Source organism: Pokkaliibacter plantistimulans, assembly GCF_003194385.1.
In the GTDB taxonomy this organism is placed as follows: Bacteria; Pseudomonadota; Gammaproteobacteria; order Pseudomonadales; family Balneatricaceae; genus Pokkaliibacter; species Pokkaliibacter plantistimulans.
In genome coordinates, this window is the sequence record NZ_LAPT01000112.1 from 1 (window position 1) to 23,151 (window position 23,151).

The 23,151-nt window shown below is 53.4% G+C and carries 18 protein-coding genes; 2 read left to right on the forward strand and 16 right to left on the reverse strand.

Annotation, left to right across the window (positions count from 1 at the left end; translation table 11 throughout):
- Window positions 1-40: 40 nt before the first annotated feature.
- From WH50_RS26175 to gor, 10 genes are all read right to left on the reverse strand, one after another.
- A complete protein-coding gene (locus WH50_RS26175; RefSeq protein WP_133251391.1) occupies window positions 41-922 on the reverse strand; it encodes a tetratricopeptide repeat protein in 882 nt (293 codons plus the stop codon).
- Window positions 912-4,373, reverse strand: a complete 3,462-nt coding sequence (locus WH50_RS21040) for an EF-hand domain-containing protein (protein ID WP_110189209.1) — start codon at window positions 4,371-4,373, stop codon at window positions 912-914. Before WH50_RS21040 ends, WH50_RS26175 begins: the two co-directional genes overlap by 11 nt.
- 29 nt (window positions 4,374-4,402) lie before the next feature.
- Complete coding sequence (locus WH50_RS21045) at window positions 4,403-4,804, reverse strand: PAAR domain-containing protein (RefSeq protein WP_104154109.1); 402 nt, start codon at window positions 4,802-4,804, stop codon at window positions 4,403-4,405.
- Window positions 4,805-4,820: 16 nt separating this feature from the next.
- Entirely contained in the window at window positions 4,821-5,549 is a 729-nt protein-coding gene (locus WH50_RS21050; protein ID WP_133251392.1) for a hypothetical protein, read from the reverse strand.
- A 179-nt stretch (window positions 5,550-5,728) separates the two neighbouring features.
- A complete protein-coding gene (locus tag WH50_RS21055) occupies window positions 5,729-6,835 on the reverse strand; it encodes a hypothetical protein (protein WP_133251393.1) in 1,107 nt (368 codons plus the stop codon).
- 31 nt (window positions 6,836-6,866) lie between these two features.
- Window positions 6,867-8,660: a type VI secretion system Vgr family protein gene (locus WH50_RS21060; RefSeq protein ID WP_110189212.1), complete on the reverse strand. Its 1,794-nt coding sequence runs from the start codon at window positions 8,658-8,660 to the stop codon at window positions 6,867-6,869.
- Window positions 8,661-8,965: 305 nt separating this feature from the next.
- Window positions 8,966-10,870, reverse strand: a complete 1,905-nt coding sequence (gene htpG, locus WH50_RS21065; protein WP_110189223.1) for a molecular chaperone HtpG — start codon at window positions 10,868-10,870, stop codon at window positions 8,966-8,968.
- A gap of 169 nt (window positions 10,871-11,039) precedes the next feature.
- Window positions 11,040-11,765: a DUF599 domain-containing protein gene (locus WH50_RS21070; RefSeq protein WP_110189213.1), complete on the reverse strand. Its 726-nt coding sequence runs from the start codon at window positions 11,763-11,765 to the stop codon at window positions 11,040-11,042.
- Window positions 11,766-11,783: 18 nt separating this feature from the next.
- A complete protein-coding gene (locus tag WH50_RS21075; protein WP_133251394.1) occupies window positions 11,784-12,233 on the reverse strand; it encodes a hypothetical protein in 450 nt (149 codons plus the stop codon).
- 278 nt (window positions 12,234-12,511) lie between these two features.
- The gene (gene gor / locus WH50_RS21080; RefSeq protein ID WP_110189215.1) at window positions 12,512-13,864 is read right to left on the reverse strand and encodes a glutathione-disulfide reductase; all 1,353 of its coding nucleotides are present in this window, start codon (window positions 13,862-13,864) and stop codon (window positions 12,512-12,514) included.
- 188 nt (window positions 13,865-14,052) lie between these two features.
- Here gor and WH50_RS21085 point away from each other — a divergent pair, with 188 nt between their 5' ends.
- Window positions 14,053-15,861, forward strand: a complete 1,809-nt coding sequence (locus WH50_RS21085; RefSeq protein ID WP_110189216.1) for an AMP-dependent synthetase/ligase — start codon at window positions 14,053-14,055, stop codon at window positions 15,859-15,861.
- Between the two features lie 213 nt (window positions 15,862-16,074).
- A complete protein-coding gene (locus tag WH50_RS21090) occupies window positions 16,075-17,469 on the forward strand; it encodes an SEL1-like repeat protein (protein WP_110189217.1) in 1,395 nt (464 codons plus the stop codon).
- 137 nt (window positions 17,470-17,606) lie between these two features.
- Here WH50_RS21090 and WH50_RS21095 read toward each other — a convergent pair whose 3' ends face one another.
- The 6 genes from WH50_RS21095 to WH50_RS21120 form a co-directional block, all read right to left on the reverse strand.
- Window positions 17,607-17,825, reverse strand: a complete 219-nt coding sequence (locus tag WH50_RS21095) for a DUF6500 family protein (protein ID WP_110189218.1) — start codon at window positions 17,823-17,825, stop codon at window positions 17,607-17,609.
- Window positions 17,826-17,870: 45 nt separating this feature from the next.
- Window positions 17,871-18,815, reverse strand: a complete 945-nt coding sequence (locus WH50_RS21100; protein WP_110189219.1) for a bile acid:sodium symporter family protein — start codon at window positions 18,813-18,815, stop codon at window positions 17,871-17,873.
- A gap of 227 nt (window positions 18,816-19,042) precedes the next feature.
- Entirely contained in the window at window positions 19,043-20,188 is a 1,146-nt protein-coding gene (locus WH50_RS21105) for a methyl-accepting chemotaxis protein (RefSeq protein ID WP_110189220.1), read from the reverse strand.
- A gap of 69 nt (window positions 20,189-20,257) precedes the next feature.
- On the reverse strand, window positions 20,258-21,313 hold the full coding sequence (locus WH50_RS21110) for a protein-glutamate methylesterase/protein-glutamine glutaminase (protein ID WP_110189221.1): 1,056 nt from the start codon (window positions 21,311-21,313) through the stop codon (window positions 20,258-20,260).
- 89 nt (window positions 21,314-21,402) lie between these two features.
- Complete coding sequence (locus WH50_RS21115; protein WP_110189222.1) at window positions 21,403-21,990, reverse strand: hypothetical protein; 588 nt, start codon at window positions 21,988-21,990, stop codon at window positions 21,403-21,405.
- Between the two features lie 2 nt (window positions 21,991-21,992).
- Window positions 21,993-22,871 carry a CheR family methyltransferase gene (locus tag WH50_RS21120; protein ID WP_243410204.1) on the reverse strand — a complete coding sequence of 293 codons (879 nt, stop codon included), beginning with the start codon at window positions 22,869-22,871 and terminating at the stop codon, window positions 21,993-21,995.
- Window positions 22,872-23,151: the final 280 nt, after the last annotated feature.

The following is a 23,151-nucleotide window of genomic DNA, read 5'->3' on the forward strand; positions in this document are numbered from 1 at the left end:
CCGATTTGTGCAACAAAGCCGACCCCAACCAAGAGCACATTTACTTTATTCGGGAATATACATATTTAGGAATCCGCAGTTCCTTTCCTTGCTTACTCATTTCATTAACATAAATTTGATAATATCTAAGTGCTTCAACCCTCTCATTCAATTCCCACAAAACATCAGCAAGATTAACATACATAACCAGCCGATCAGGACTCAATTTCTCAACCTTTCGCAGAACATGTTTTGCAGCAACGTACTCTTTATTCAGATATAGATAATACCCAACATCATTTAACAAAATAATATTTTCACTATCTTTAATAGCAGAGTAGTCATCCGAAATAGAAATAACATTTTTTAAAAGCTCTTTTCCAACCCCCTCCTTACGCTCATATTTTTTCCTCAAAGCCTTAGCGACATAGCCTAAAATATTGATTTTCTTGATATCTATTTCATCATTGTATTTATCAATATACTTTGCATTATTTAAACTATCAGAAACACTATCAACTGTCTGAATATCATAACAATAACCCATCCCATCATTTTTCGGAATTTTCATTAAGGCATATATATTTTCACTACCACGTTCATGAAATGGAGAACAGTAACCTATTGCAGACACTGCAGACTGATCTTGAGATGAAATTAGCGTATCTCTATCAACCAAAGCTGAAGCCGATATATATCTCGACAAAAAGTAACTACCATTCCTATAACTGTAAGAGAGAAAGCTATTATCCATAATACTGCCGCGAGATTTACAACCAAGAATAAGAACATTATCCAAAACATCAATCGAATTGAACTCAAAATAGCCATCACTACATGATATAAGTCCTTGTTGATCTATATATTCAATATCAGTGGATGCAGATAATCCAGAAGAAAAAAGCATCACAAAAAAAATCACAAGTGAATTTTTATATTCCACAAACCACCCCATCAACAATTGCATCAAAATTTATATTACCACGCATAACTACATAGCCATTCTCAGATACTTTTACAGCCTTCTTATTAATTATACCTAATCGCCTGCTTATACAGTCAGCCACATATTGTGATTTAGCTTTTTTAGCTCTTTCCATCACACACATGGTCAAAAACTCAATCTGACTTGCGAACGCCTTAGAGGCGGCCTTCTCTGATATTTCCGTTTTTGCTGGAGTCAAGCTATTCTGTTGGTTGCACAAGTCATAGATAGCCACATACGTCACAACCTGCACTTCAAGCATTAACTCAGGCTTGAGCTTGCGCATAAATTCTAAACATTGCATTGTGTTTTCGTGATTACGCATTGCATGCTTTATTTGTACTTCATTAAACTCACTCACTCCACCAATATTTCTAAATGTCTGCACCCAAGCAGATTTACGACTATTCTGTGCATCTACTGCCCATTGAATTTGACTGCCGACACCATTGTCAAAAACCGCTTTTTTGAAAGCACTAAACTCTAACCCTTTCTCAAAGCAAGCCTCAAATTTTTCCGAATCTATGGAGTGCATATCTTTTAATAATCCAGCCAAGGTATTTTGTCCGAAATTCCACTGTAAAAATCCAAAAGACATACCCTGCCCGTCACTATTATCAGCAACTTGATCATATGCCAATTTCCCTTTAAGGGCTTTAGCCTCAAAGCCTGAAGTAATCAGCATTGTTATTTCTTGTACCGTCTTTAATGGAACACAGCATGATCCCAACCACTTCACCAACTCAAACGGTTCAAAATGCCAAAGCCCTTTGCCAGCGTTCACTTCCGGCACCTGACTTAGAAACTCCAGCTTTTCAATACGCTCTACTTCGGTTTTAAACAGCGCCTTTACACCCTCACTCCAGCCACCACGCTCTTCACCGTGCTGACGGCGCTTTTCTACCCATTCTTTAATGGCTTCAATAGTGGGCTGATGCCATTCGCTGGGATGACGGGGAACGATGCGGTTAATCAATTCGCGCAAGGACCGGTTTTGAAAGGCCAGCTGCAGCTCAGACAAACTCACGTCACCATCGTGATCGGTGTCGATGGCTTTAAACAATTGCTGAAAAAAGGGCGCCACCACATCGGAATCACTATTGGCATCCTGCTTGTAGAAGCCATCTGCACGGTTGTTACTTTCAATCAGCGTCTGATAGCCGAGCTTGCGCAACTCGTACTGATTGATCACTTCGCCCGCATCGGCACTGATGTATTTGCCCTGTTCGGCAGAGGGATACCACACTTTGCCCTGATCATCCGTGACTGTCGCACCACTGCTCATCTCGATCAGCATGGGCACACTGGACCCTGCCACCGACTGTTCAAAGCTCACGGGCTGGTGGGTGTCAAGCATTTTGGGTGGGCTGCCGCTGCTGCCAGGATCCTTGATGGCCAGATAAATGGGCCGCTGCGGGTCGTCGATAAGCTTCAGATACTGCTTGCCGACATTGACCTGAGCCGCATTGTCGAGCAAGGCATTGATGGCACCGTCATCGGCGTCGCTGAACAACTCAAGGTGAGTCCAGTAGACGCTGTTCATCTGCTGCCCCGTAGCCGTGGCGGTCTGCACATCGTAGCGACTGAGATAACCCACCGGATCACCCGCTTTGATCGGGATGGGTGGCGAGCAGTGATGCACCTGCGACTCCGCCCCCGGATTGGCATGGTCAGGAGGGGCGATGCCCTGATCTTCCACGCTGTTATGAATCTCACCGGGCAGCAGCTCCATCCAGAAGCGTTGCCCCTGGGTAGAGCGCCGCCCGTTAAAACCGGCGAAGGCATTTTCGTCCAGTACGGTACAGCGAATGAGGTCGCCACGATTGGGGTGAGCACAGCGGCTGGCCGGTTGATAGCGGACGCGTGTACCTTCTTTAAGCCAGTCCACCGGCGCCTTGGCGTCATCAAAGATATTGCGTGTTCCCTTGGTAATACCCTCCCGTTGCTCCACCCAGTACAGCGGTATTGGCTGCGTCGGCTGGGCGACATCCCTGACATGACTCAGCGCTACATAGCCGGTTTGCGGGTCGTCATGCCAGCTTTGATCAGCGCTCTGAATGAGTGGTGTCACCCTGACAAAGTCCTGTGCGCCGTTTTTACCTGAAATGATGGCGGACTGACTGCCACTGGTTCGCCGTACCCGACTGCCCGCAGGCAGGGTTTTGATTGGCATACTGGCCAGAATCAGCGGATCACCGCTGCCATCCTGCAAGGCACGCAGACGGACATTGCCCGTCACTTCCATGATGGCGCCTTGCAGCCGGTGTTGCTGCTCCCAGGCTTGGTAGTCCTCATAGGGTGCCAAATGCATATAGAGGCTGTAGAAGCGCAGACGATTCTGTTCCCCTTGCGGTTTGGCAGCAGGGCTGGCAGGGGCGTTCTGCTGTTCTATCAGATCATCTTCGTGCAATACGGGAGGTGGTGCAGGCAAAGGCTCCGCACGCAGGTTTTGCTCAATGATATTCAGCGTGTCGCCCACCTGAGCCACCCGACCCTGCGCATTCGCCGGAGTCGCCGCCGCGGTCACCCTGACGGGTAGATAGGTATAGGTCTTGCCATTGCGCGTCGCCTTGACCGGCACCTGCGCAATCAGCTCCACCACAGAATCCTTGCCCACCTTGATGACGTCATCACCAGCAGGATCAATGCGGCCGTTACTGTCCGCTGTCACCACATGGCGGGTCGCCAGCAGGTAGCGGGCAGGCGCATACACGTCGTCACCGATGACTACGGTGCTGCCAGCAGGGGTGCTTTCCACTCTGACCTGATAGTAGTCCATGCCGTTACCGCCTTTCCGGGGCACACCATCAATCACACTGACACGGCTATTACGGGGCAACTTCCCCTTGTTGCTGGCCTGATCAAATACACTGCTTTCCAGACTGCGGCGGATGGTCAGTGGATCACTCTGGGTGTTAACCAGATAGCTTTCACCGCTTTTTACGGCAATAGCGGCAGGCGCTGCGGGTGGGCTGGCCTTGGTCGCAGGCGCCTGCTCCGGGTCTTTGCGTTTCGGGCTGAGGTAATCATGGCGTACCAGACAGAAATCCAGCGAGGTGCAAAGCTGGCCTGACTCCGTGGTGCCAGCGTCATTTAGCAGGGGCTGGCGAAAATACTGCTCATTGACGCGATAGGCGATCACTTCGCCATCAGCAATACAGCGCAATGGCGTTTGATCTTTATGCTGAGGGAAACTGTGGCTGTTGAGATGAATGCCGCCGTGCCAGAAATTGTTCAGTCCAAACAGATAGAACCCCGCCGGATCAGTGGCGCGCTTACGCTGAGCCTCATCGACGGTTTTAAAGTCCTTCCCGTCATCCTGTACTACCGGCAATTTGAACTGCGTGGGTTTGGGCTCAGGTTGAGCCTGTGCGCTGCCTGAGTTGTCAGGCGATGTTGCTGAAGTCATCACTGAACATCCTGTTCGTGTTTACGCTATCAATAGCTGAATCCGTAACTATCTTCCGAGTTTTGCCCCAGTCGACGGCTAAAAGTGTTTTTCTCCTCCGGCTCGTCATGATCGACGTAGCTACCATCACGGCTGTAGCTTTTATTGCCAATCAGGACCGTACCGTTTCCTGCCACGATCTGGCCGCCATGTGCGGTTGCATCTCCCATGCGTGCAGCTGGCAAGCCGTTAATAAAGACGGTGGCTGAGCCTTCGACGATAGTGTCGGGTGGGCCATTGCATACCAGCTTGTCGCCCAGCCTTGCTGCTGGCAGCCCACCAATCAGGACATTGGCTGAACCCGCCGCGACCGGGCCGCCGACATGAGGCGTATCGCCACAGTACGCCGGGCATGTATGAAAGTGGGATACCGTAGCTGCTGGTTTACCCATGATGAAACCTCCGTTGTCAGATACTGTCATTCCCTTTGGCCGCGTGCCAAAGCACGCCACCACACCAGCCTTGCTCGGCAAGATCAATTTGAAGTACTGACGCCCCGTTTGGCATCTCACACAGTGGGAGCTGCTGCGCTATCAACCATGCCTTTAGTAAAGATGCCAGACTGCCAAGCCGTCCCCATGGCAACAGGGGAATCTGCACTTGTACATTCGCTTCTGCTGTATCGAGAGCACTCCACAGGCTGCCGAACTGGCGTACAGATATAAGCCCTTCAAAGGGGTCGCAAACGAGCGCATTAATCTGGCCAGAGTCGTGTTTACCCAATGTCTCAGCCAGACTGGCGATGCCTGCATCAGGGTGGAAGTGCCGCCGCTGTTGCGAAACGCCATGCCAGGTGCAGCGCAAACCGCACTCCTGACTCAGGCTCGCACGTATCAGCAGATAGCCTTCTGTGCATACCTGCCCCGCCTCGGTCGGCAAAGGCGAATCCAACGCCAATAGCCAGATATGAGAATAGTGCTGCAACAGCCTTTGCAGCCGTGCAAGGCACAATGCTAACGAGGCTGACCCAACAAAGTAGGGATAAATCTGCTCACCTTGCCTGAGCGCAATACGGCCACCACGCCCTAGCCAATGCTCAGCAAAAGCCTGATGCCCGGCCAGCACTGCAGGCATCAGCATCAATACCGGCTTTCCATCTAGCACCGCCAGAACATGGTGATCCACCACAGCTAGCAAGGACTCGATCCGCTTCTGCGGACTGATTTCTGAGGACAAAGCCGCACAGGGAAGCAATTGATAGGCACTCCCTTGCCAGCACGCTTGTAGTGGAGTTGTCTGAGGCGCTTGCAGAAAAAATGCCGGATGACTTGCACCGCCGACAGACATAGCCTCGACCGTCATCTGCAGTGCTGGTATCACCACAACCCGCCGCCTAACGCTGTCGGGCTGAGCCATTTATCTGATGCACCCTGCCTGTTCCAGAAATCAGCCAGTGCCTGTCGATGCCCTTGATAGCCACTGTGCCAGAGTGAATCCACATCACTACGAGTCAGATCCACGCCATTAAGCAGCCCTTCTGCCAGCTCAGAGTGGTGAGCCGTAAACCAGGCGAACAAAGGTTCTTTAAGCTGACGCGCAGACGCGTCGTGCTCTTCTCCGTCACCGAACAACGCTGCAAAGAGGCTCGCTGGCAACGCAGCCCCAGCAATAAGCCAAATCTGACGGCGTGCAGTTCCGACTGTATCTCCTGCGATCTGCTCGATTGCATCGCGCAGCTGGTACTTGTTCAGTGGCTGCGCCCCGTACCAGCGCAGTGCAGACGATTCAGGCTGCAACGCCCAATGCTCTATAGCCGCACTGCCACCCCAGCGATATAAGAGCTGTGGGGACAGCCTTTGCGCTCGCTGTAAACGCAGCAATCTCTCTTCACCTAATGGTAACGGACCACCCTGCTCCAGCTGTTGCTCCACCACCAGCATGTCTTCAACGAGCTGATCGTCATCATAAAGCGCGGCAATATCATCCAGGGTGTCGGCATTTTTTAGTCCGGGGCAGGCATGGCACATTTGCAGCCACAGCGTTGCAAAAGACCAGGACGACAATGCCAGCTGATCAGGCTGCATCCCCCACAGGGCATATACCCTGACGAGCCAGCGATTGAAATGCCCCGCTTTGAACCCAGCTCGATAGGCATGGCAGCTCTCAACTATCTGTGCGGGAGGTATGTTCTGAGTGTGCAGCCACAGCTGCGTCAGATACAGCAGATCATTCAGGCTCAAACGATGGCTAAGTGTTGCCAGATGCTCCAGCGCCGAGATGTCGGCAGACAGTAAAAATTGCAGCTCCGGCTCTGCGTCCAACAGTTCAGATGGCTTGATGAACTGACAGCAGGTTGTCAGCAACGTGAGAATCCTGCTGTCCATGGTCTGCAACTGCGATAAATGCAGAAAAGGATTCGCTGAGCAGCGTAAACGCTGTTCTATCCCTTCCTGCAGAAAACCAAGCATTGGCTCCCCATCCATGGGATTACGCTCCGTGTAGTGGTGATGAACCTCAACTATTCAGTTGAATAATGGAGGCTTTCTTGACGATGGTGGTGCCCTTCTCAGACAGGTTGTTCCCTTCGATATTGATGGTGCCGTCACTCTTCAGGGTGATCTTGGCACTGCCTACCTCCAGCCGGATCTCACTGCCAGCTTTCAGGGTGAGCACCTTGCCCACCTCGAGCGTATCGTTGTTCTTGATGGTGCTTTGCCTGTCTTTGCCCACCTCCAGCAGCATGTTATTTTTCACCAATCCCTGCTGATCGCGCTCAGCCTGGGTGAAAAACAGCTCCTGTCCTTTCAGGTCTTCAAACAGCAACGCGTTGTAGTTGTCTTGCCCCCCTTCCTTGCTGGAGCGTGAAATAAAGCCGCTCTGCGTCTTTCCATCGGGCAGCGCAATGGGATGGACATTTGAGCCGTTGTAGACACTGCCGGTAATCAGAGGCTGGTCAGGATCCCCCTCAAGGAACTGCACGATGACTTCATCACCGATACGGGGGAAAAAGAACGCACCTCGCCCGTTGCCAGCCCACATTTGCGACAACCTGACCCAACAGGAGCTTTGCTGCTCCGCGTCCCAGTGGAAGCTGACATGAATACGACCGTACTGGTCGATATGAATTTCCTCACCGTCCTTGCTGTTGGCTTCCGCCACTACGCGGGCAGTCTGCACACCGTGAATCAGCGGTTTCTGTGCAGCGCGCATGGGGCGGAAGGCGATCTCACTGGGCAACACCGTCAGTGCATTGCTGTAGCTATCCCCTTCCTGCCCCTGCTCTCCGATATTATTGGCGGATGAGGCTTCAATATGGATGGCAGAGATAACGTAGGACTTGCCTACCTCGCTATCATCCTCGTGCCGGTTGAAGCGAAAGATACCGCCGGGAAAGAAGGACCGGCAGTTTGACTCTGCCCTGCCATGCATTTGCTGTAGCTGCTGTGCTTCCAGCTGTGTCTGTGCGGTCATGGCGGTACGGCTGATATTCTCGGCCTCAGCAATATACTCATAGACCTCAGTGACACCCTGCTGCTCGGCAAGTTCAGCGTTTTGCGGCTGAGCCTGGGGAAAGGCAGACGGTGAGAGATAGTTATATCCTCGCTGCCGCACACCACCACTATCGACCTGATGGCAACCAGACCAGGTATAGATATGAGCCTCTGCCAGTTCCCCCGTGAAGTAAGCGACCTGTGACTCCAGACATTCGGTATAGACAGAGACCTCATCTGCCAGCACAAAGGTATGCTCACCGTCTGCGTGCTCAATCAGGAAGAAGATACCTTCATGCTGCAGCAGGCGATAAACGAAATCCCAGTCAGATTCACCGTACTGCACCTTATAGACGAAGCTGGGATAGCTGCGGGTGGTACGATCATCCACCTTTACCCCATGCTCCTGAAGCACTTGAGTCACGATCTGCAGCGGTGAAAGATTCTGAAAGATACGCGACTGTTGGCGCTGCTTCAGGAAGTAGGCGCGTGGCACGATGGTGATCTGGTAATCCCTGAACACCTCATCAATGGCCTCAGCAGGCGTCCGCGAGCCAAGTGAAGCAACGGCGAGCACTACGCCATTGTAGTAGCGCTGATCCATCAGCCCGTAGTCGGCGTAGATAGGAATCGTCACGGTTACAGGCTGACCGAGCAGTTGTCTGGGATCGACCGCTGCGGCGTTGGTGTGAGCGTAGGCAACGATACGGCTGAGTTGTGAGAGCCCTTCGTCAATGACCACCTTTTCCAGATAGAGCTGATCTGTACCAAGAGGCGTAGAAATGGTGATGTGTTTATCCGACTGGATAGCACGCATGGCTGTTCTTCCCTGTGGTAATCACACTGCGGTGATGCTGTCCCTTTGCCATCTGTGTGGCGGCCAGCTTTTAATAGATTGCCGGACAGGCCGTTATGCAAGACGCTATCTACGGCCTCGCTAACTAAACACAAAATGTAACGAACGAAAGATAATACTTTTCAGTATGTAATTTTCAATAGCGATTTCGTACTTCCTTAATCTGCGCGACTACTTCCCTCCCAACGCTGCTTCCAAGCCACATAATAAAATGCCCACCAAAAGGTGGGCATCAGGAACGCAGTCACTAACTCGCTTTATGCAGGTTAAGCACTCATTTCCAACAGCAGCTTGTTCAGACGGCTGACGTAGCTTGCAGGGTCTTTCAGCGTCTCACCTGCGGCCAGGGCAGCCTGGTCAAACAGAATATGGGCCAGATCGGCAAAACGGTCTTCGTCAGGTTCCTGATCCAGTTTTTCCAGCAGCGGATGCGTCGGATTGATCTCGAAAATGGGTTTGGCTTCCGGCATGCTCTGCCCTGCCGCTTCCATGATCTTGCGCATCTGCATGCCCATGTCGTTGTCACCGATGACCAGCACCGCCGGTGAGTCAGTCAGACGATGGGATACGCGCACTTCTTCAACCTGATCGGTCAGCGCATCCTTGATCCGCTTCACCAGGTCTTCACGCGTCTTGGCCACTTCTTCCTGTGCTTTCTTCTCGTCTTCACCTTCCAGCTGGCCCAGATCAAGATCGCCACGAGTGATGTCAACAAAGGCCTTGTCTTTGTACTCGCTCAGGTAGCTCATCATCCACTCGTCGATGCGGTCCGTCAGCAGCAGGACTTCAATGCCCTTCTTGCGGAACACTTCGAGGTGTGGGCTGTTCTTGACCTGGCTGAACCGCTCACCGGTGAGATAGTAAATCTTGTCCTGACCTTCGCCCATCCGCTCAAGATAGGCATCCAGAGCAACGGTCTGATCTTCGGTGTTGGCATGAGTCGAGGCAAAGCGCAGCAGGCCTGCCACTTTTTCACGGTTGCTGGTGTCTTCAGCTGGGCCTTCTTTCAGTACCTGACCGAAAGTCTTCCAGAATGTGGTGTACTTCTCTGGCTCGTTTTTCGCCAGTTTTTCCAGCATATCCAGCACACGTTTGGTCAGCGCTGACTTCATGCTGTCGATTGCAGGATCTTTTTGCAGAATCTCGCGGGAAACGTTCAGTGACAGATCACTGGAGTCCACCACACCTTTGATAAAGCGCAGGTACAGCGGCAGGAACTGATCCGCCTGATCCATGATAAATACGCGCTGAACGTAAAGCTTCAGCCCTTTGGGCGCTTCACGATTCCACAGATCAAAGGGGGCCTGACTGGGCACATACAGCAGGCTGGAATATTCCAGTTTGCCTTCAACCTTGTTATGGCTCCAGGTCAGCGGGTCAGTGTAATCGTGGGCGATATGCTTGTAGAACTCGGTATATTCCTCGTCCTTCACTTCGCTGCGGTTACGTGTCCAGAGCGCGGTCGCCTTGTTTACCGATTCCCACTCAGGTGCTTTTTCTTCTTCCTGCTCTTCACCGAAGTTATCTTTCAGCATCTCTACAGGGACAGAAATATGATCGGAGTACTTGCGTACCAGTGAGCGCAGCTTCCAGCTGTTAGCGAAGTCTTTCTCACCTTCTTTCAGATGCAGCACAATGCGGGTTCCGCGTTCAGCAACATCCAGCGTGGCGATAGTAAAGTCACCCTCACCCTGGGAAGACCAGTGCACACCCTCGCTGCTATCCAAACCCGCCTTACGGGTGAATACGTCTACCTTGTCGGCAACGATAAACGCAGAGTAGAAACCAACACCGAACTGACCAATCAGCTGGCTGTCCTTACGCTGGTCACCAGACAGGTTTTTAAGGAAGTCTGCGGTGCCTGATTTGGCAATGGTGCCCAGATTGTCGATGACATCCTGACGGCTCATGCCGATACCATTGTCAGCAATAGTGACCGTGCCTGCCTGCTGATCAAAGCTCAGACGCACTTTCAGTTGCGGGTCATCTTCATACAGGCCGTCCTGATGCAGCGCCTGAAAACGCAGTTTGTCGCAGGCATCGGAAGCGTTAGAAATCAATTCGCGCAGGAAGATCTCCTTGTTCGAATACAAGGAATGGATCATCAAGTGCAGCAGCTGTTTAACTTCGGTCTGAAAACCAAGGGTTTGAGATTGAGTTTCAGTGGTCATGAACTGCCCCATCCAAAAGAATCTTGTCGGCGGAAGTCACAGCTCGCTTCCACTATGGAAGCGAGCCAGCAAATTTAAGTGACTGCCAAGATGGGGATCAGGAATCAGGTTTCAAGACCTGAGGCAGGCAGAAAAAATTCAACGTGCAGAGAGAAACGGGCAGTAGCGATCAAATGCGGCTTGGATCGCTGGTGACCAACTCCTGTAACGTACTGGAGCGGAACTCACGCTGATACAGCACGTATACCACCAGCGTAGCCGAAAACATCAGTAACCAGGGGCTGATAAACCAGCCCAACAATGCCAGACCGAAGTAATAGGAACGCAGACCAAAATTGAAGTTATTGGCAGCCATGGAGCAAATCTTCGCTGCGCGGGCAGCCAGTATCTGCCGCTCCTTATCGCTGACACTGAGGTCTCGCGGCATCGGCGCACCACCGATCAGCACCGAGCAAAAACCATACTGGCGCAGACTCCAGGTGAATTTGAAAAAGGCATAAACAAACAGGCAGATCATGACCAGCAACTTGAGCTCCACCTCTGCCTGGGTCGAGGGCTGCACCAAAGGCAGGTCATGCAACAAATTGAGCGCTTTCTCCGAAGTTCCCATCAGCGTCAGAATACCCGCCACGATCAGCATGGTCGAAGACGCAAAGAACGATACACTGCGCTCCAGATTGGCAATCAGACTCATATCTGCAATGCGGTTATCGCGCTCCAGCATGCGCTTCATCCAGTCATAGCGATAAAGATGCATGATGGAGGCCAGACTGGCAGTAGTACGGGTTTTGTGAATGGCGTAGTGGGTATAACCCCTGAAACAGATTAAAAACCAAGCCAATGCCAACAGATTCTGCCAGTTCACGCTGGACCAGATGGCTACAACTTTTTCCATAGATTTAAAGTGATGTCCTTAGGCTCTTTTACGTTGGGGCGGCGTTTGCTTTTCAAGCTGGTCGGCGTCATCAGCCTCGGCATCAGCCAGATCAGGCTCGAAATAACTAATGACATCCGCATAAGACAGGGCTTCACCCAACTCCTGATGCAAACGGATCAGGTGCAGCCTCAGCAGGTTTTTGGAGTAGTCGAGTAACGCAGGCGAGGTGAGATGCCGTCTCGAAGGCATCTCCGCATGCAGCCGCTGATAGACACGAAGATAGTCCAGCATGATGTGATGCTGGTTTCTGGCAAGAATTCGGAAGTTACCCAGAGGTGCAGGCGTAAAGAGCTTCTGTCGCCGATAACGGAACAATGCCTCCTGAGCAGCTTCTGCATTGGCAAAAGTACGTGGCAGGAAGGTTGCGTCCATCACCCAAAGGGTAGACCACTCGCCTTCCACCTTCTGCTCGACCTGATACGCCACAGCCCTGTCTCCCTTCCGCATTCGTTGTACTAGAGTCTGAAAATAGTCACCTGTTGATCAAAACCGATACAGCTCAACAAGCATAAATGCCGATAGAAAATGTGCAATGAAAAAGGGGCGTCATGATGAGATCCATGGCACTTCAAACAACCACTTCGAGGATGCTCCTCTCTGCAGATTGAGATCACCAATGAAAGCACATTGAAGATAAGTACGCGTTGAAATGTGATTTAAAAACAACAGGCGGCCTTAAGCCGCCTCAAATGCAAAAATGTTGATTAGCGCGCAGGTGTTCTCATCGTGACAAACTCTTCTGCCGCAGTGGGATGGATACCCATCGTGGCATCAAACACCGCTTTGGTGGCACCGGCTTTCAGTGCAATACCGATACCCTGGATGATCTCCCCGGCCTCCGCTCCTGCCATGTGCACACCGACAACCTTATCAGTTGCGGAATCGACGATCAGCTTCATCAAACAGCGTTCATCACTGCCACTCAGGGTATGACGCAGGGGCCGGAACTCTGAACGGAAGACCTTGATGTTGCCATAGCGCTCTCTGGCCTGCTCCTCACTCAAGCCCACGGTGCCAATATTGGGATGACAGAATACCGCCGTGGGAATGTTGTCGTAGTCGGGCTCAGGGCGCCCTTCCCCGTACAGATGATGGGCCAGGAAGGTGCCTTCCGCCAACGCCACCGGCGTCAGCTGCACGCGGTCAATAACATCTCCCAGCGCGTAGATGGAAGGTACAGAGGTCTGGAACTGGTTGTTGACCTTGATCGCACCTTTGTTATCCAGGGCTACCCCCGCGGCCTCCAGCCCCAGACCCTGAGTATTGGCAACTCGGCCCGTCGCGTACAGCACCTGATCGGCATGGAGTGCAGGGCCATTACCCGTGCTCACCTGAATTCCCAGTGAGGTTTGTGACAACTCAGTCACATCCGTATTGAAATGCAGTCTGACACCTTTCTTGGCCATTTCAGTGGCGACGTATTCACGAATCTCCTGATCGAAACCGCGCAGGAACAACTCGCCGCGATACAGCAAATGCGTTTCAGCTCCCAGCCCTGCGAAGATGGACGCAAACTCCACGGCAATATACCCCCCACCGACGATCACAATCCGTTGAGGAAAGCGTTCCAGATCGAAAATTTCGTTGGAGCTGACGGCCAGCTCCCGACCAGGAATGTCAGGGATAAACGGCCAGCCGCCAGTGGCCACCAGAATACGTTCGCTGGTGTAGGTTTTGTCTCCCACCCTGACGGTGTGCTCATCCACCAGCGAGCCGCGGCCGTCGATCAGTTCTACACCTGCATTGCCCAGCATATTCCGGTAAATGCCATTCAGACGGCTGATCTCGCTCTTTTTATTGTCACGCAGTGTGGCCCAGTTGAATCTGGGCTGCTCCAGCTCCCAGCCAAAGCCAGCGGCGTCATGAAAGTCATGACCGTAGTGCGCCGCATAGGAATACAACTTTTTCGGTACGCAACCGACATTGACACAGGTTCCGCCCATATAGCGGTCTTCACACATCGCAACGCGGGCACCCAAGCCAGCAGCCATACGCGAAGCACGCACACCACCCGATCCGGCACCAATGACAAACAGATCAAAATCGTACTGGCTCACACATCACTCCTTTCAGCTTGAAATCTGTCATTTATCAGGTCTCTGAATGCGCTTTCAGCGACCCGTCCGAGTCGATTGCATTACACTTCGACTCTGTTACTCTTCAGCGCCAGAAACTGCACCGTAAGCATTCCTTAATCGTTCCACTTCAACGAGTTGCTGTCCGTTGAACTCACAAAAACAGTGCCATGCATACTAAAAACGTTATCTATTTCAGCCAGGCCGACACCATCCCTGCGCTGTTCATGGAACGAGTAAAACGTAATCAGGCAGAGGGTATTGCCTACTGGATTCATCAGCCTTCGACCCGCCAGTGGCATTCTCTCAGCTGGCAGGCAGTCCATGATGCCGCTGCACGCTGGCAGCAGGCCTTCCTGCGAGAGGGTTTGCAGCCCGGTGACCGGGTGGCCATCATGCTCAAGAACTCCCTCGACTGGGTACTGTTCGATCTCGCCGCACTGGGTCTTGGGCTAGTCACTGTCCCTCTTTACGTCAATGACCGGCCCGGTAATGTCGCCCACATTCTCAGGGAAACCAACACCCGGCTGTTACTGTTGAGCACCGCTAATCAGTGGCAACAACTGCAAGATATGCAGTTGGATGCGCCTGATTTAAAGCGTGTACTGTCGCAGCAGCCCAACGAACATAGTGACGTCATGGCGCTGGAGGACTGGCTGGGCACAGAGGATGACACTTCAACGCCCGTCAGCTATCAAAACCTGCAGACCGATACCGATGCCCTCGCCACTATTGTGTACACCTCCGGCACTTCTGGCCTGGCCAAAGGCGTCAAACTCAGCCACCGCAACATTCTGAGCGATGCCTCTGCTGTTTTGGAAATTATTGATGCCTATGAGGAAGATAAATTTCTTTCCGTGCTACCACTGTCACACATGCTGGAGCGCACCGCAGGCTACTACATTCCGATGATGATCGGTGCCAGCGTGGCGCATGCCCGTGGCATTGAAACCCTGGCACATGATCTGAAGCAGGTCTGCCCAACCGTTCTCATCGCTGTTCCCCGACTGTTCGAGCGTTTCTATCGCAAGGTAGCGGACAGTCTCAATCAGCAGCCACGCAAACGCTGGTTGTTCAATCTGGCCATCAAGGCTGGCTGGCGCCAGTTTATGTATCAGCAAGGTGAACAGCGCTGGCACCCATTGTGCCTGCTGGCGCCGGTGTTGGTGCCCAAGGTCAATCAGGCAGTGATGCAAGCCTTCGGTGGCAAACTGCGCCTGGCCGTCAGCGGTGGCGCGGCACTGGCCAATGAACTGGCAGAGGTATTCTGCAGCCTGGGCCTTGATCTGCTGCAGGGGTACGGTCTGACCGAATGCAGCCCGGTCGTGGCCGTCAACCATCTGGATACCAATCACCCCCACAGTGTCGGCAAGCCCCTGCCCCATCTGCAGATCAAGTTTGGCGATAATCAGGAGCTGCTGATCAAGGGTGACAGCGTCATGCTCGGTTACTGGAAACATGATGACGCCAGTGCTGCCATTTTCGACGAAGAAGGCTGGCTGCGGACAGGTGATCTGGCGCGCCTCGATCACAAAGGCAGGCTGCATATCATGGGTCGTGCCAAAGACATCATGGTGTTGTCCAATGGCGAGAACATTGCCCCCAGTGATCTGGAGCAAAGCATGGCCCTTGATCCCGTGGTCGAACAGGTCATGGTCTACGGTGATGGCAAAGCCTTTGTGACGGCACTGATCGTGGTGAACCCTGACCACTGGAAAACGTTGTGCAAGGACGAGGGCTGGGACGCTTCACTGATAAACAGTCCCACACAGGAAATGCGAAGCAAGCTGGCACGTCGCCTCAACAGCCATCTCAATGCGGTCCCGGGTTTTGCCAAGGTCAAGCAGGTCATTCTGACGGATGTGATGTGGAGCGTGGACAATCAATGCCTGACGCCTACGCTTAAACTGCGCCGGGAGCAGATCATTGCCCGTTTCGAGCCTCAACTGAATCAGCTCTATCGCGCGCTGTTGGGCTGAGAACGTGTTCACGATCTCGCGAACTGGGCCTGACAGGGGATGCAGCGGCGTGTGGCACGCTCTGACGCCATGGTCAGCAGAGTCAGCCCTTTATATCCCCGGCGTTGATGACTATTAACTGCTGGGGATGGAGAGGCGAAGACCACGAAAGCAGCGCTATTAAATGATGTTCGTCGCGCTGCCGCGTTAAACAGCAATTTAAGGATCCAATCTATGAGAACCAGCTTGCTTACATGCGCTCTGCTACTGGCGGTCAGCTCCAGTAGCTGGGCGGCCAGTCTGGTGGAACAGGGAGATGCTGCCAAGGCAGCCGGACACTATACCCAGGCGACCCAGTACTACCGTCAGGCCGCTGAGAAAGGTGACAGCGACGCCCAGTACAAGCTGGGCCGCTGGTATCTGAGTGGTGAAGTGACCTCCCCCGATTACTCCGAAGCCATCAAATGGCTGACCATGGCGGCCGATGGCGGCAAAGTTGAGGCACAGACCGACCTCGGTGAAGTTAATCTGTTCGGCCTCGGCATTCAGCCTGATCCGGTCGAGGCTTATAAATGGTTCAGTATGGCGGCCTATCAGGGCAATGCGGTTGCCCAGTTCAACCTTGGTCTGATGTATCAAAACGGCCGTGGCGTCCCACAGGACATCAATGAAGCCCAGAAATGGTATACCGACGCTGCCAAACAGGGTCTGGCCAATGCCCAGTACGCGCTGGCCAGCGTGCTGTATTCACAGCAGAAATACAGCAAGGCGGCCATCTGGTATGAGCGCGCTGCCAAGCAGGATCTGGTCAGCGCCCAGTACAACATCGGTGTGATGTTCATGAATGGCACCGGCGTAAAACAGAACTTCAAACTGGCCGCCGGCTGGTTCAAGAAAGCGGCCGAACAGGATCATGTGGGAGCGCAGGTGAATCTGGCCAGCATGTACCTGACAGGTGACGGCGTGAAAAAAGACGGCCAGCAAGCGTTGAAATGGTATCAGCTGGCCGCCCGTCAGGGGGATCTGAACGCCCTCTTCCGCATCGGCAAAATGTACGAAGAAGGTCAGGGTTTGCCGGTGGATATGGACGAAGCCATCGCCGTCTATCGTCAGGCAGCCAAGAAGAACTTCCCGCCTGCCATGTTCACCCTGGGTCAGCTTTACTCTGAAGGTAAAGGCGTACCGCAGGACGACAGTGAAGCCGTCAGCTGGTTCACCCGTGCCGCCGATCAGGGTTCCGCCGAAGCGCAATTTACTCTTGGTCAGATGTTTGGTGCCGGCAAGGTCGTCAGCAAAAACCCTGAGAAGGAATTCAAGTGGTATAAGCGCGCAGCAGAGCAAGGTCTGCCTGTGGCGCAATACAACGTCGGCTGGATGTATGCCAACGGCGCCGGCACCTCACAGGACTATCAGCAGGCCTTCAAATGGTATGGTCTGGCCGCCAGCCAGCAATATGCACTGGCGCAGCTGAATCTGGCGATTCTCTATCAGAATGGTCAGGGAACCACCCGGGACATTAAAAAGGCCATCAAGTGGTATCGACTTTCTGCCAGGAATGGCAATGAACAGGCACAGAGCATCGTGGAGCAAATCAACAAGCAGTTTCCGCCCGGCCCTGACGACGAATAACCACCTTTCTATTCAAGAAAAAACCCTCGATGACACAGCCACCGAGGGTTTTTTATTACGTTTGTTACTTGTCCATTCCCTGGCTTACGACGCTGTCAGCCAGCACCTGACAGCGCGGAGTTAGATCGCGGCACGCTCTAAATACCCGCCGCAACCATCTCCCTTATCTTGCTGGCCTTCTCGAAGTGGTCTAACTGATGAGTTTCGATCCACCAGCGGGCAGCCTCCATAAGAACATCAGGCTGATCATTCCTGTTTTTGAAGAAGGCATAAAAAGACAACCCGACCTCTGAACCCTTTCTTTCCATTTTCTGATTACAGGTGTCGATGATTTTTTCTCTGAGCTCTTTGCGCATATCTGCACCTTCCCCTGGCTTCACACGTCACAGCAAGCTCTGGCATCAACCTGACTGACCGACCGTACTTTTGTCAGCCTCAACATCACCTTCTAATGGCTTGCGGCTCCAGTATCCCGCCAGCAAGGAGCCAGAAATATTGTGCCATACGCTGAACAGTGTGCCGGGCAGCGCGGCTACCGGCGTAAAGAACTTCATCGCCAGTGCAGTGGCCAGACCGGAGTTCTGCAGACCCACCTCAAAAGCAATGGTTCTGCAGACCTTGCGATCAAAGCCCAGCAACGCTGTAACGCCGTAACCCAGCATCAGACCAATGCTGTTGTGCAGGATCACCGCCAGCGCTACGACACCACCCACTTCCGCCAGCTTGCCCGCATTCAGAGCAACCACAACGGCGATGATCATGACGATGGCAATCATGGAAACGTAGGGAAGCAACGGCTCGGCCTTACGCACCCAGCGTGGCGACAGTACATTGACGATCACGCCAATGGCCACAGGAGCAAAGACGACCTGCATCAGGCTGATCAGCATAGGCTGCACCGGCACATCAACGCTCTGGCCGATCAGTGACGCTACCAGCACAGGCGTCAGGAAGACACCGATCAGGGTGGAAATAGCCGTCATTGAAATAGACAGCGCCGTATCACCCTTGGCCAGATAGCACATAACGTTAGAAGCGGTTCCACCTGCCACGCTGCCTACCAGCAGCATGCCCACGGTCAGATCTGCATCAAAACCGAACAATTTGGCAACCAGCCAGGCCGCAACCGGCATGATCAGAAACTGCAGCAATACACCGGTGCCCAAAGCCTTGGCATTTTTCATCACATTGGAGAAATCCCTCGGCGTCAGGGTTAGACCCATCGCCAGCATAATCACTGTCAGCAAAGGCACGATCTGGCCCTTCAGCGGCACAAATAAAGCAGGTTGGAAAAAGGCCAGCAAGGACAGCAGGACGGCCCAGACAGGGAAGAGTTGTAACACCATGGCGGCTCTCACATCACAAAATGACGACAGTTGAGTTATTTTTCGCGCCGCAATTGGTAACACAACTAAACAAGTTAAACAAATCAATTCATTGCAGCCGCTTACACATGGTGGCTGCTAATAAGAGAAAGCGAGAGGCTGGGAGCATGAGTGGGGAAAAGGGAGGCTGATATCGCCACCGTGTCATCCACATGCGGCGATATCCAGAACAGGACGAGTAAAGCAGATCAGAACAGCTCAACTTCTCCCGCTGCCATGGATTGCTGGCTGACAGGCTTGACCTTGTGCCGCTGCTGGCTGCGCTGATGGATATCCTTGCACTGCGCCAGCAGCTCTTCGACAGAGCCACTATTTTTCTGCAACACATCGGCAGCCTGTGACAACGCCTGCACATGGAAGGCAGCCGTCTCGACAGTCTGCAGGGTAATGTCTTCAAACTGCAGGGCACGGATTGCATTGGCAACCGCTGCATGGATATCGTTGGCCGTGTGGCCGACCACCTGCATCTGGCGATTCAACTCTGCATTGAGCGCGTCAACACCCTCCAGCATCTGCTGCATTTCTGCCCGGCGCTGACTGCTTTCCGCTGTGTCACTGCGGGCAACCCGACTGACGGTGGACTTCAACTGCTCAATAGTCGTTCGGGCATCATTCACCCGTTCGCGAATTTCGCTGTTGAGCTTGGCCGAGCTGACCGACAGTGATCTTACCTCATCTGCCACAACCGCAAACCCACGCCCCGCTTCGCCTGCCCGTGCCGCTTCGATACTGGCATTGAGCGCCAGCAAGTTGGTTTGCCCCGCCAGCTTTTCGACGTTCTCGATCAACTGGAAGATGCCATCAAGCTTGACCATCATGTCATCAATGTTGGTCACGGTTTCCTGACTGTTAGCCGAGACCTGCTCCAGAACCTCACTTAGCTCCTCAAATACCGTGCCCACATTGCGGGTGAACGCCTTCATGGAGTTGCCGCTGTGACTGTCAGCACTGCCTGACATGGCATAGCTGATGGCATCATTCTGCTGACTGGAGAGCTGCTCCACACTGCGAAAGCTGTTGTTCAGGGTCCTCACGGCATCACTCACCAGTCGACGTACTCGCTGCAGTTCACTGTCAATCAGGCCAGACTCTCCCTGCAACAGCTTGCCCACTTCGCGCAGCGCTTTGACAGGCGCTAAAGCCGACGTCGTCTCAGCCTGTGGCAACGGCGGAGTGGCAACAGCCGGTGATGTCGTCAGCGCCAGTACGATAGAAAGCAACAGTGCCACCGCCGCAAACAGCAGCGTCAGCCACATGGGGGCAGCAAAGTAAACGCTGGCCATGACCACCAGCATGAGTGCAGCCCCGGTCCATTGCATCAATTTATTCGGCATTCCAGATTCCCCTTTACCTCTGCATCGTCAGTGGAACAGTCCGACGCCGCAGTCCATCTGTTTGACGGGTTACACACTCATTGCGGCAAGTTGCTTCCAGTGCTCAATCACAGCGCTCGCCATCTGCGACAGAGGCAACACCGCAGCCACCGCGCCCAGCTGTACTGCTGCAGCGGGCATCCCCCAGACCATACTGCTCTGCTCATCCTGAGCCAGGGTGTAGGCACCGTTATCGAATAACTGCCTCAGGCCCTGTGCGCCATCGCGCCCCATTCCAGTTAACAACATCGCTGTTACATTTTCGGTTTTGCCGTCCAGCAGCGAATCGAACATGGCATCCACTGAAGGGCGGTGACGATTGACCGGATCACCCTGATCAAGACGGATCATCATCCGCCCCGCATAACGATGCAGGCGCATGTGGTAATCGCCCGGCGCAATATAGGCATTGCCCGGCTGGAGCACCTGCCCGTCCGTTGCCTCCTGCACATGCATGCGACAGCAGCCATCCAGGCGATTGGCAAAGCGGGCACTGAACATCGGTGGGATATGCTGGGTAATCACAATAGGCGGGCACTGCTGCGGAATCGCCATCAGCACATCCCTGATGGCTTCCGTACCGCCAGTGGAGGCACCAATAGCCAGAATCTGCTGGCGCCTCAGAGGCTCCGGGCATTGCCAGTTCAGCGCCTGCGCTTCAGCAAGTGCTTTGCGCTGCATCAGAAACCGTCGTGAACTGGCCGCCGCCTTCAGGCGACTGATCAGCTCCCAGGCGAAGGCTTCCAGATTGCCATCACTGAGCAGTCGTGGCTTGGCCAGACAGTCAATGGCACCGCTTTCCAGTGCCTCGATGGCAATTTCCGCGCCTTTGGTGGTCAGTGTAGACAACATGATGACCGGCATGGGTCTCAGGCGCATGAGGTTCTTGAGAAAAGTGATCCCATCCATGCGGGGCATTTCCACATCCAGCGTCAATACATCCGGGTTGTGTACCTTGATCAGCTCCCGCGCCTCATAAGGGTCACCGGCCTCAGCGACCAGCTGCAGTTCCTTGTCCTGTCTGATGATATCTCGCAGCAAGGCACGAATGGCTGCCGAGTCGTCTACGATCAGTACCTTAATCATCTACTCTCTCCAAGCGCACCGGCTGGCTATAAAAGCCGGCCCGGCAACGTCAGCACCTGCTGGTAACCCATCCGTTGCCCTGTGCACTCTCAGAACAATTCGATATCGCCAAGATTCAAACGACGCTTGATTCTTGCCTGCAGCAGACGCTCCTGCGCTGCCAGATCATCCTGATCAATCTGCTGCAGCTTTTTAACCAGTAAACGGCCGCCCGCCGGGAAGAACAGCACCTTGCGGGGACGCTTGCCGCCAATATCGGCTGATACCACATTCAGCTGCTCCGCATCGGCATAATGTTTGGCAAAGGCAATATTCATTTCCCCTATCTGGCGCTGAAAGCGGATAACCTGCGCTCCGCCAACGATCTTCAACCGCAGCTGGCTGCGATCTGCCCCCAGGTGCAGAAGCGCATTCATCAATACCTCCATGACGTAGCTGCCATAGCGGCTGGTGGTTGCAACCGTGTCATCCTGACTGTCGGGCAGAATAAAGTGGTTCATCCCCCCGATTCCGGCACACGGATCATACATACACACCGAAACGCAGGAGCCCAGCACGGTCATCAGGCACTCATCCTGACTGGTGACGTAAAAATCGCCGGGATGCAGCTTGATGACAGGAGCCGCCATACCGGGTTGTCGAACAGGCGCGAAATTGCGCGAAGCTATCACTGGCATCGTCAGCGCTTTCGATAGATCGTTTTGCCGATGAGCTCGAATCGATCCGTGACCCGGGTGGGTGACTCGGAATGCCCGACAAACAGTAATCCCCCTTCGACCAGATGATCAGCCATCCCTTCCAGAATGCGACACTGCGTAGGCGGATCGAAATAAATCATGACGTTGCGGCAAAAGATCAGCTCCAAACGGGTATTCAGCTGCCAGGGACGCGTCAGATTGATCAGGCGAAAATCAAGCATGGCCTGCAGTTCTGGCTTCACCCTTGCCATCCCGGCGTTTTCACCCTTGCCACGCAGAAACCAGCGCTTTCGCAGCGCTTCGTCTATACCGTCAATGCGAGGCAGATCGTAGACGCCAGCACGCGCCACATTGAGCACATTGGAATCAATATCCGACGCAATCATGCTGATCGGCCACTGGCGGGTGTCGATGTCCGGATGGTTACGTAACGCGATGGCGATGCTGTAGGGCTCAGCACCGGTAGAGCAGCCCGCCGACCACACGCGAATCTGTTGCTGCCCTGTAGCCTGCCGGGCGGGAAGGTATTCGTTGGTCAGATAATCAAAGTGATGCGGTTCACGAAAGAACGCTGTGAGATTGGTCGTCATGGCGTTGATAAAATTGCCCAGCTCGCCCTGATGTGCCTCCAGATGGCTTAGATAGTCAGCGAAGGAAGACAGCTTCAGGTCTCGCAGACGGCGGGTCAGGCGGCTGTAGACCATATCCATTTTATATTCAGCCAGACTGATGCCCGCAGCGTCATAAAGCATCTGCCGCAAGCGATCAAAATCGCTGCGCGAAAAGGCAAACTCTCTTTGCTTGTCCTGTGCCTTTGCCAGCATGCTGGTGATGTCCGTTTGCTCTAATGGGGTTGCCATGAGATTGAGGTCTCAACGATGCCAAACAGTGCCTGAATAAACGCTCAGATAATGAGGAGTCAGAGCGGCAGGGGTATTCGGGAAGCACATATCCATCCGTACAGCGCCTCCTTCACGCCACTCTACCCGTCGGCCCTGCACGGTGAGGTCATGCAGACATTCTCCAAATAAGAGCCGATCAGTCAGTCTTCAGAACACCTTAACAGGCTGTTGAAAAACGTTATCGAGGCCGCCGAGACAAGGAAATACCCAGAGGGCACAAGAAACAGGCGAAAAAGCG

Excerpts from the sequence above, each read along its gene's own strand:
- WH50_RS21040 (WP_110189209.1), bottom strand. The coding sequence starts at position 4,373 with ATGACTTCAGCAACATCGCCTGACAACTCAGGCAGCGCACAGGCTCAA.
- WH50_RS21045 (WP_104154109.1), bottom strand. The coding sequence starts at position 4,804 with ATGGGTAAACCAGCAGCTACGGTATCCCACTTTCATACATGCCCGGCG.
- WH50_RS21055 (WP_133251393.1), bottom strand. The coding sequence starts at position 6,835 with ATGGATGGGGAGCCAATGCTTGGTTTTCTGCAGGAAGGGATAGAACAG.
- WH50_RS21060 (WP_110189212.1), bottom strand. The coding sequence starts at position 8,660 with ATGCGTGCTATCCAGTCGGATAAACACATCACCATTTCTACGCCTCTT.
- htpG (WP_110189223.1), bottom strand. The coding sequence starts at position 10,870 with ATGACCACTGAAACTCAATCTCAAACCCTTGGTTTTCAGACCGAAGTT.
- WH50_RS21070 (WP_110189213.1), bottom strand. The coding sequence starts at position 11,765 with ATGGAAAAAGTTGTAGCCATCTGGTCCAGCGTGAACTGGCAGAATCTG.
- WH50_RS21085 (WP_110189216.1), top strand. The coding sequence starts at position 14,053 with ATGCATACTAAAAACGTTATCTATTTCAGCCAGGCCGACACCATCCCT.
- WH50_RS21090 (WP_110189217.1), top strand. The coding sequence starts at position 16,075 with ATGAGAACCAGCTTGCTTACATGCGCTCTGCTACTGGCGGTCAGCTCC.
- WH50_RS21095 (WP_110189218.1), bottom strand. The coding sequence starts at position 17,825 with ATGCGCAAAGAGCTCAGAGAAAAAATCATCGACACCTGTAATCAGAAA.
- WH50_RS21100 (WP_110189219.1), bottom strand. The coding sequence starts at position 18,815 with ATGGTGTTACAACTCTTCCCTGTCTGGGCCGTCCTGCTGTCCTTGCTG.
- WH50_RS21105 (WP_110189220.1), bottom strand. The coding sequence starts at position 20,188 with ATGCCGAATAAATTGATGCAATGGACCGGGGCTGCACTCATGCTGGTG.
- WH50_RS21110 (WP_110189221.1), bottom strand. The coding sequence starts at position 21,313 with ATGATTAAGGTACTGATCGTAGACGACTCGGCAGCCATTCGTGCCTTG.
- WH50_RS21115 (WP_110189222.1), bottom strand. The coding sequence starts at position 21,990 with ATGCCAGTGATAGCTTCGCGCAATTTCGCGCCTGTTCGACAACCCGGT.
- WH50_RS21120 (WP_243410204.1), bottom strand. The coding sequence starts at position 22,871 with ATGGCAACCCCATTAGAGCAAACGGACATCACCAGCATGCTGGCAAAG.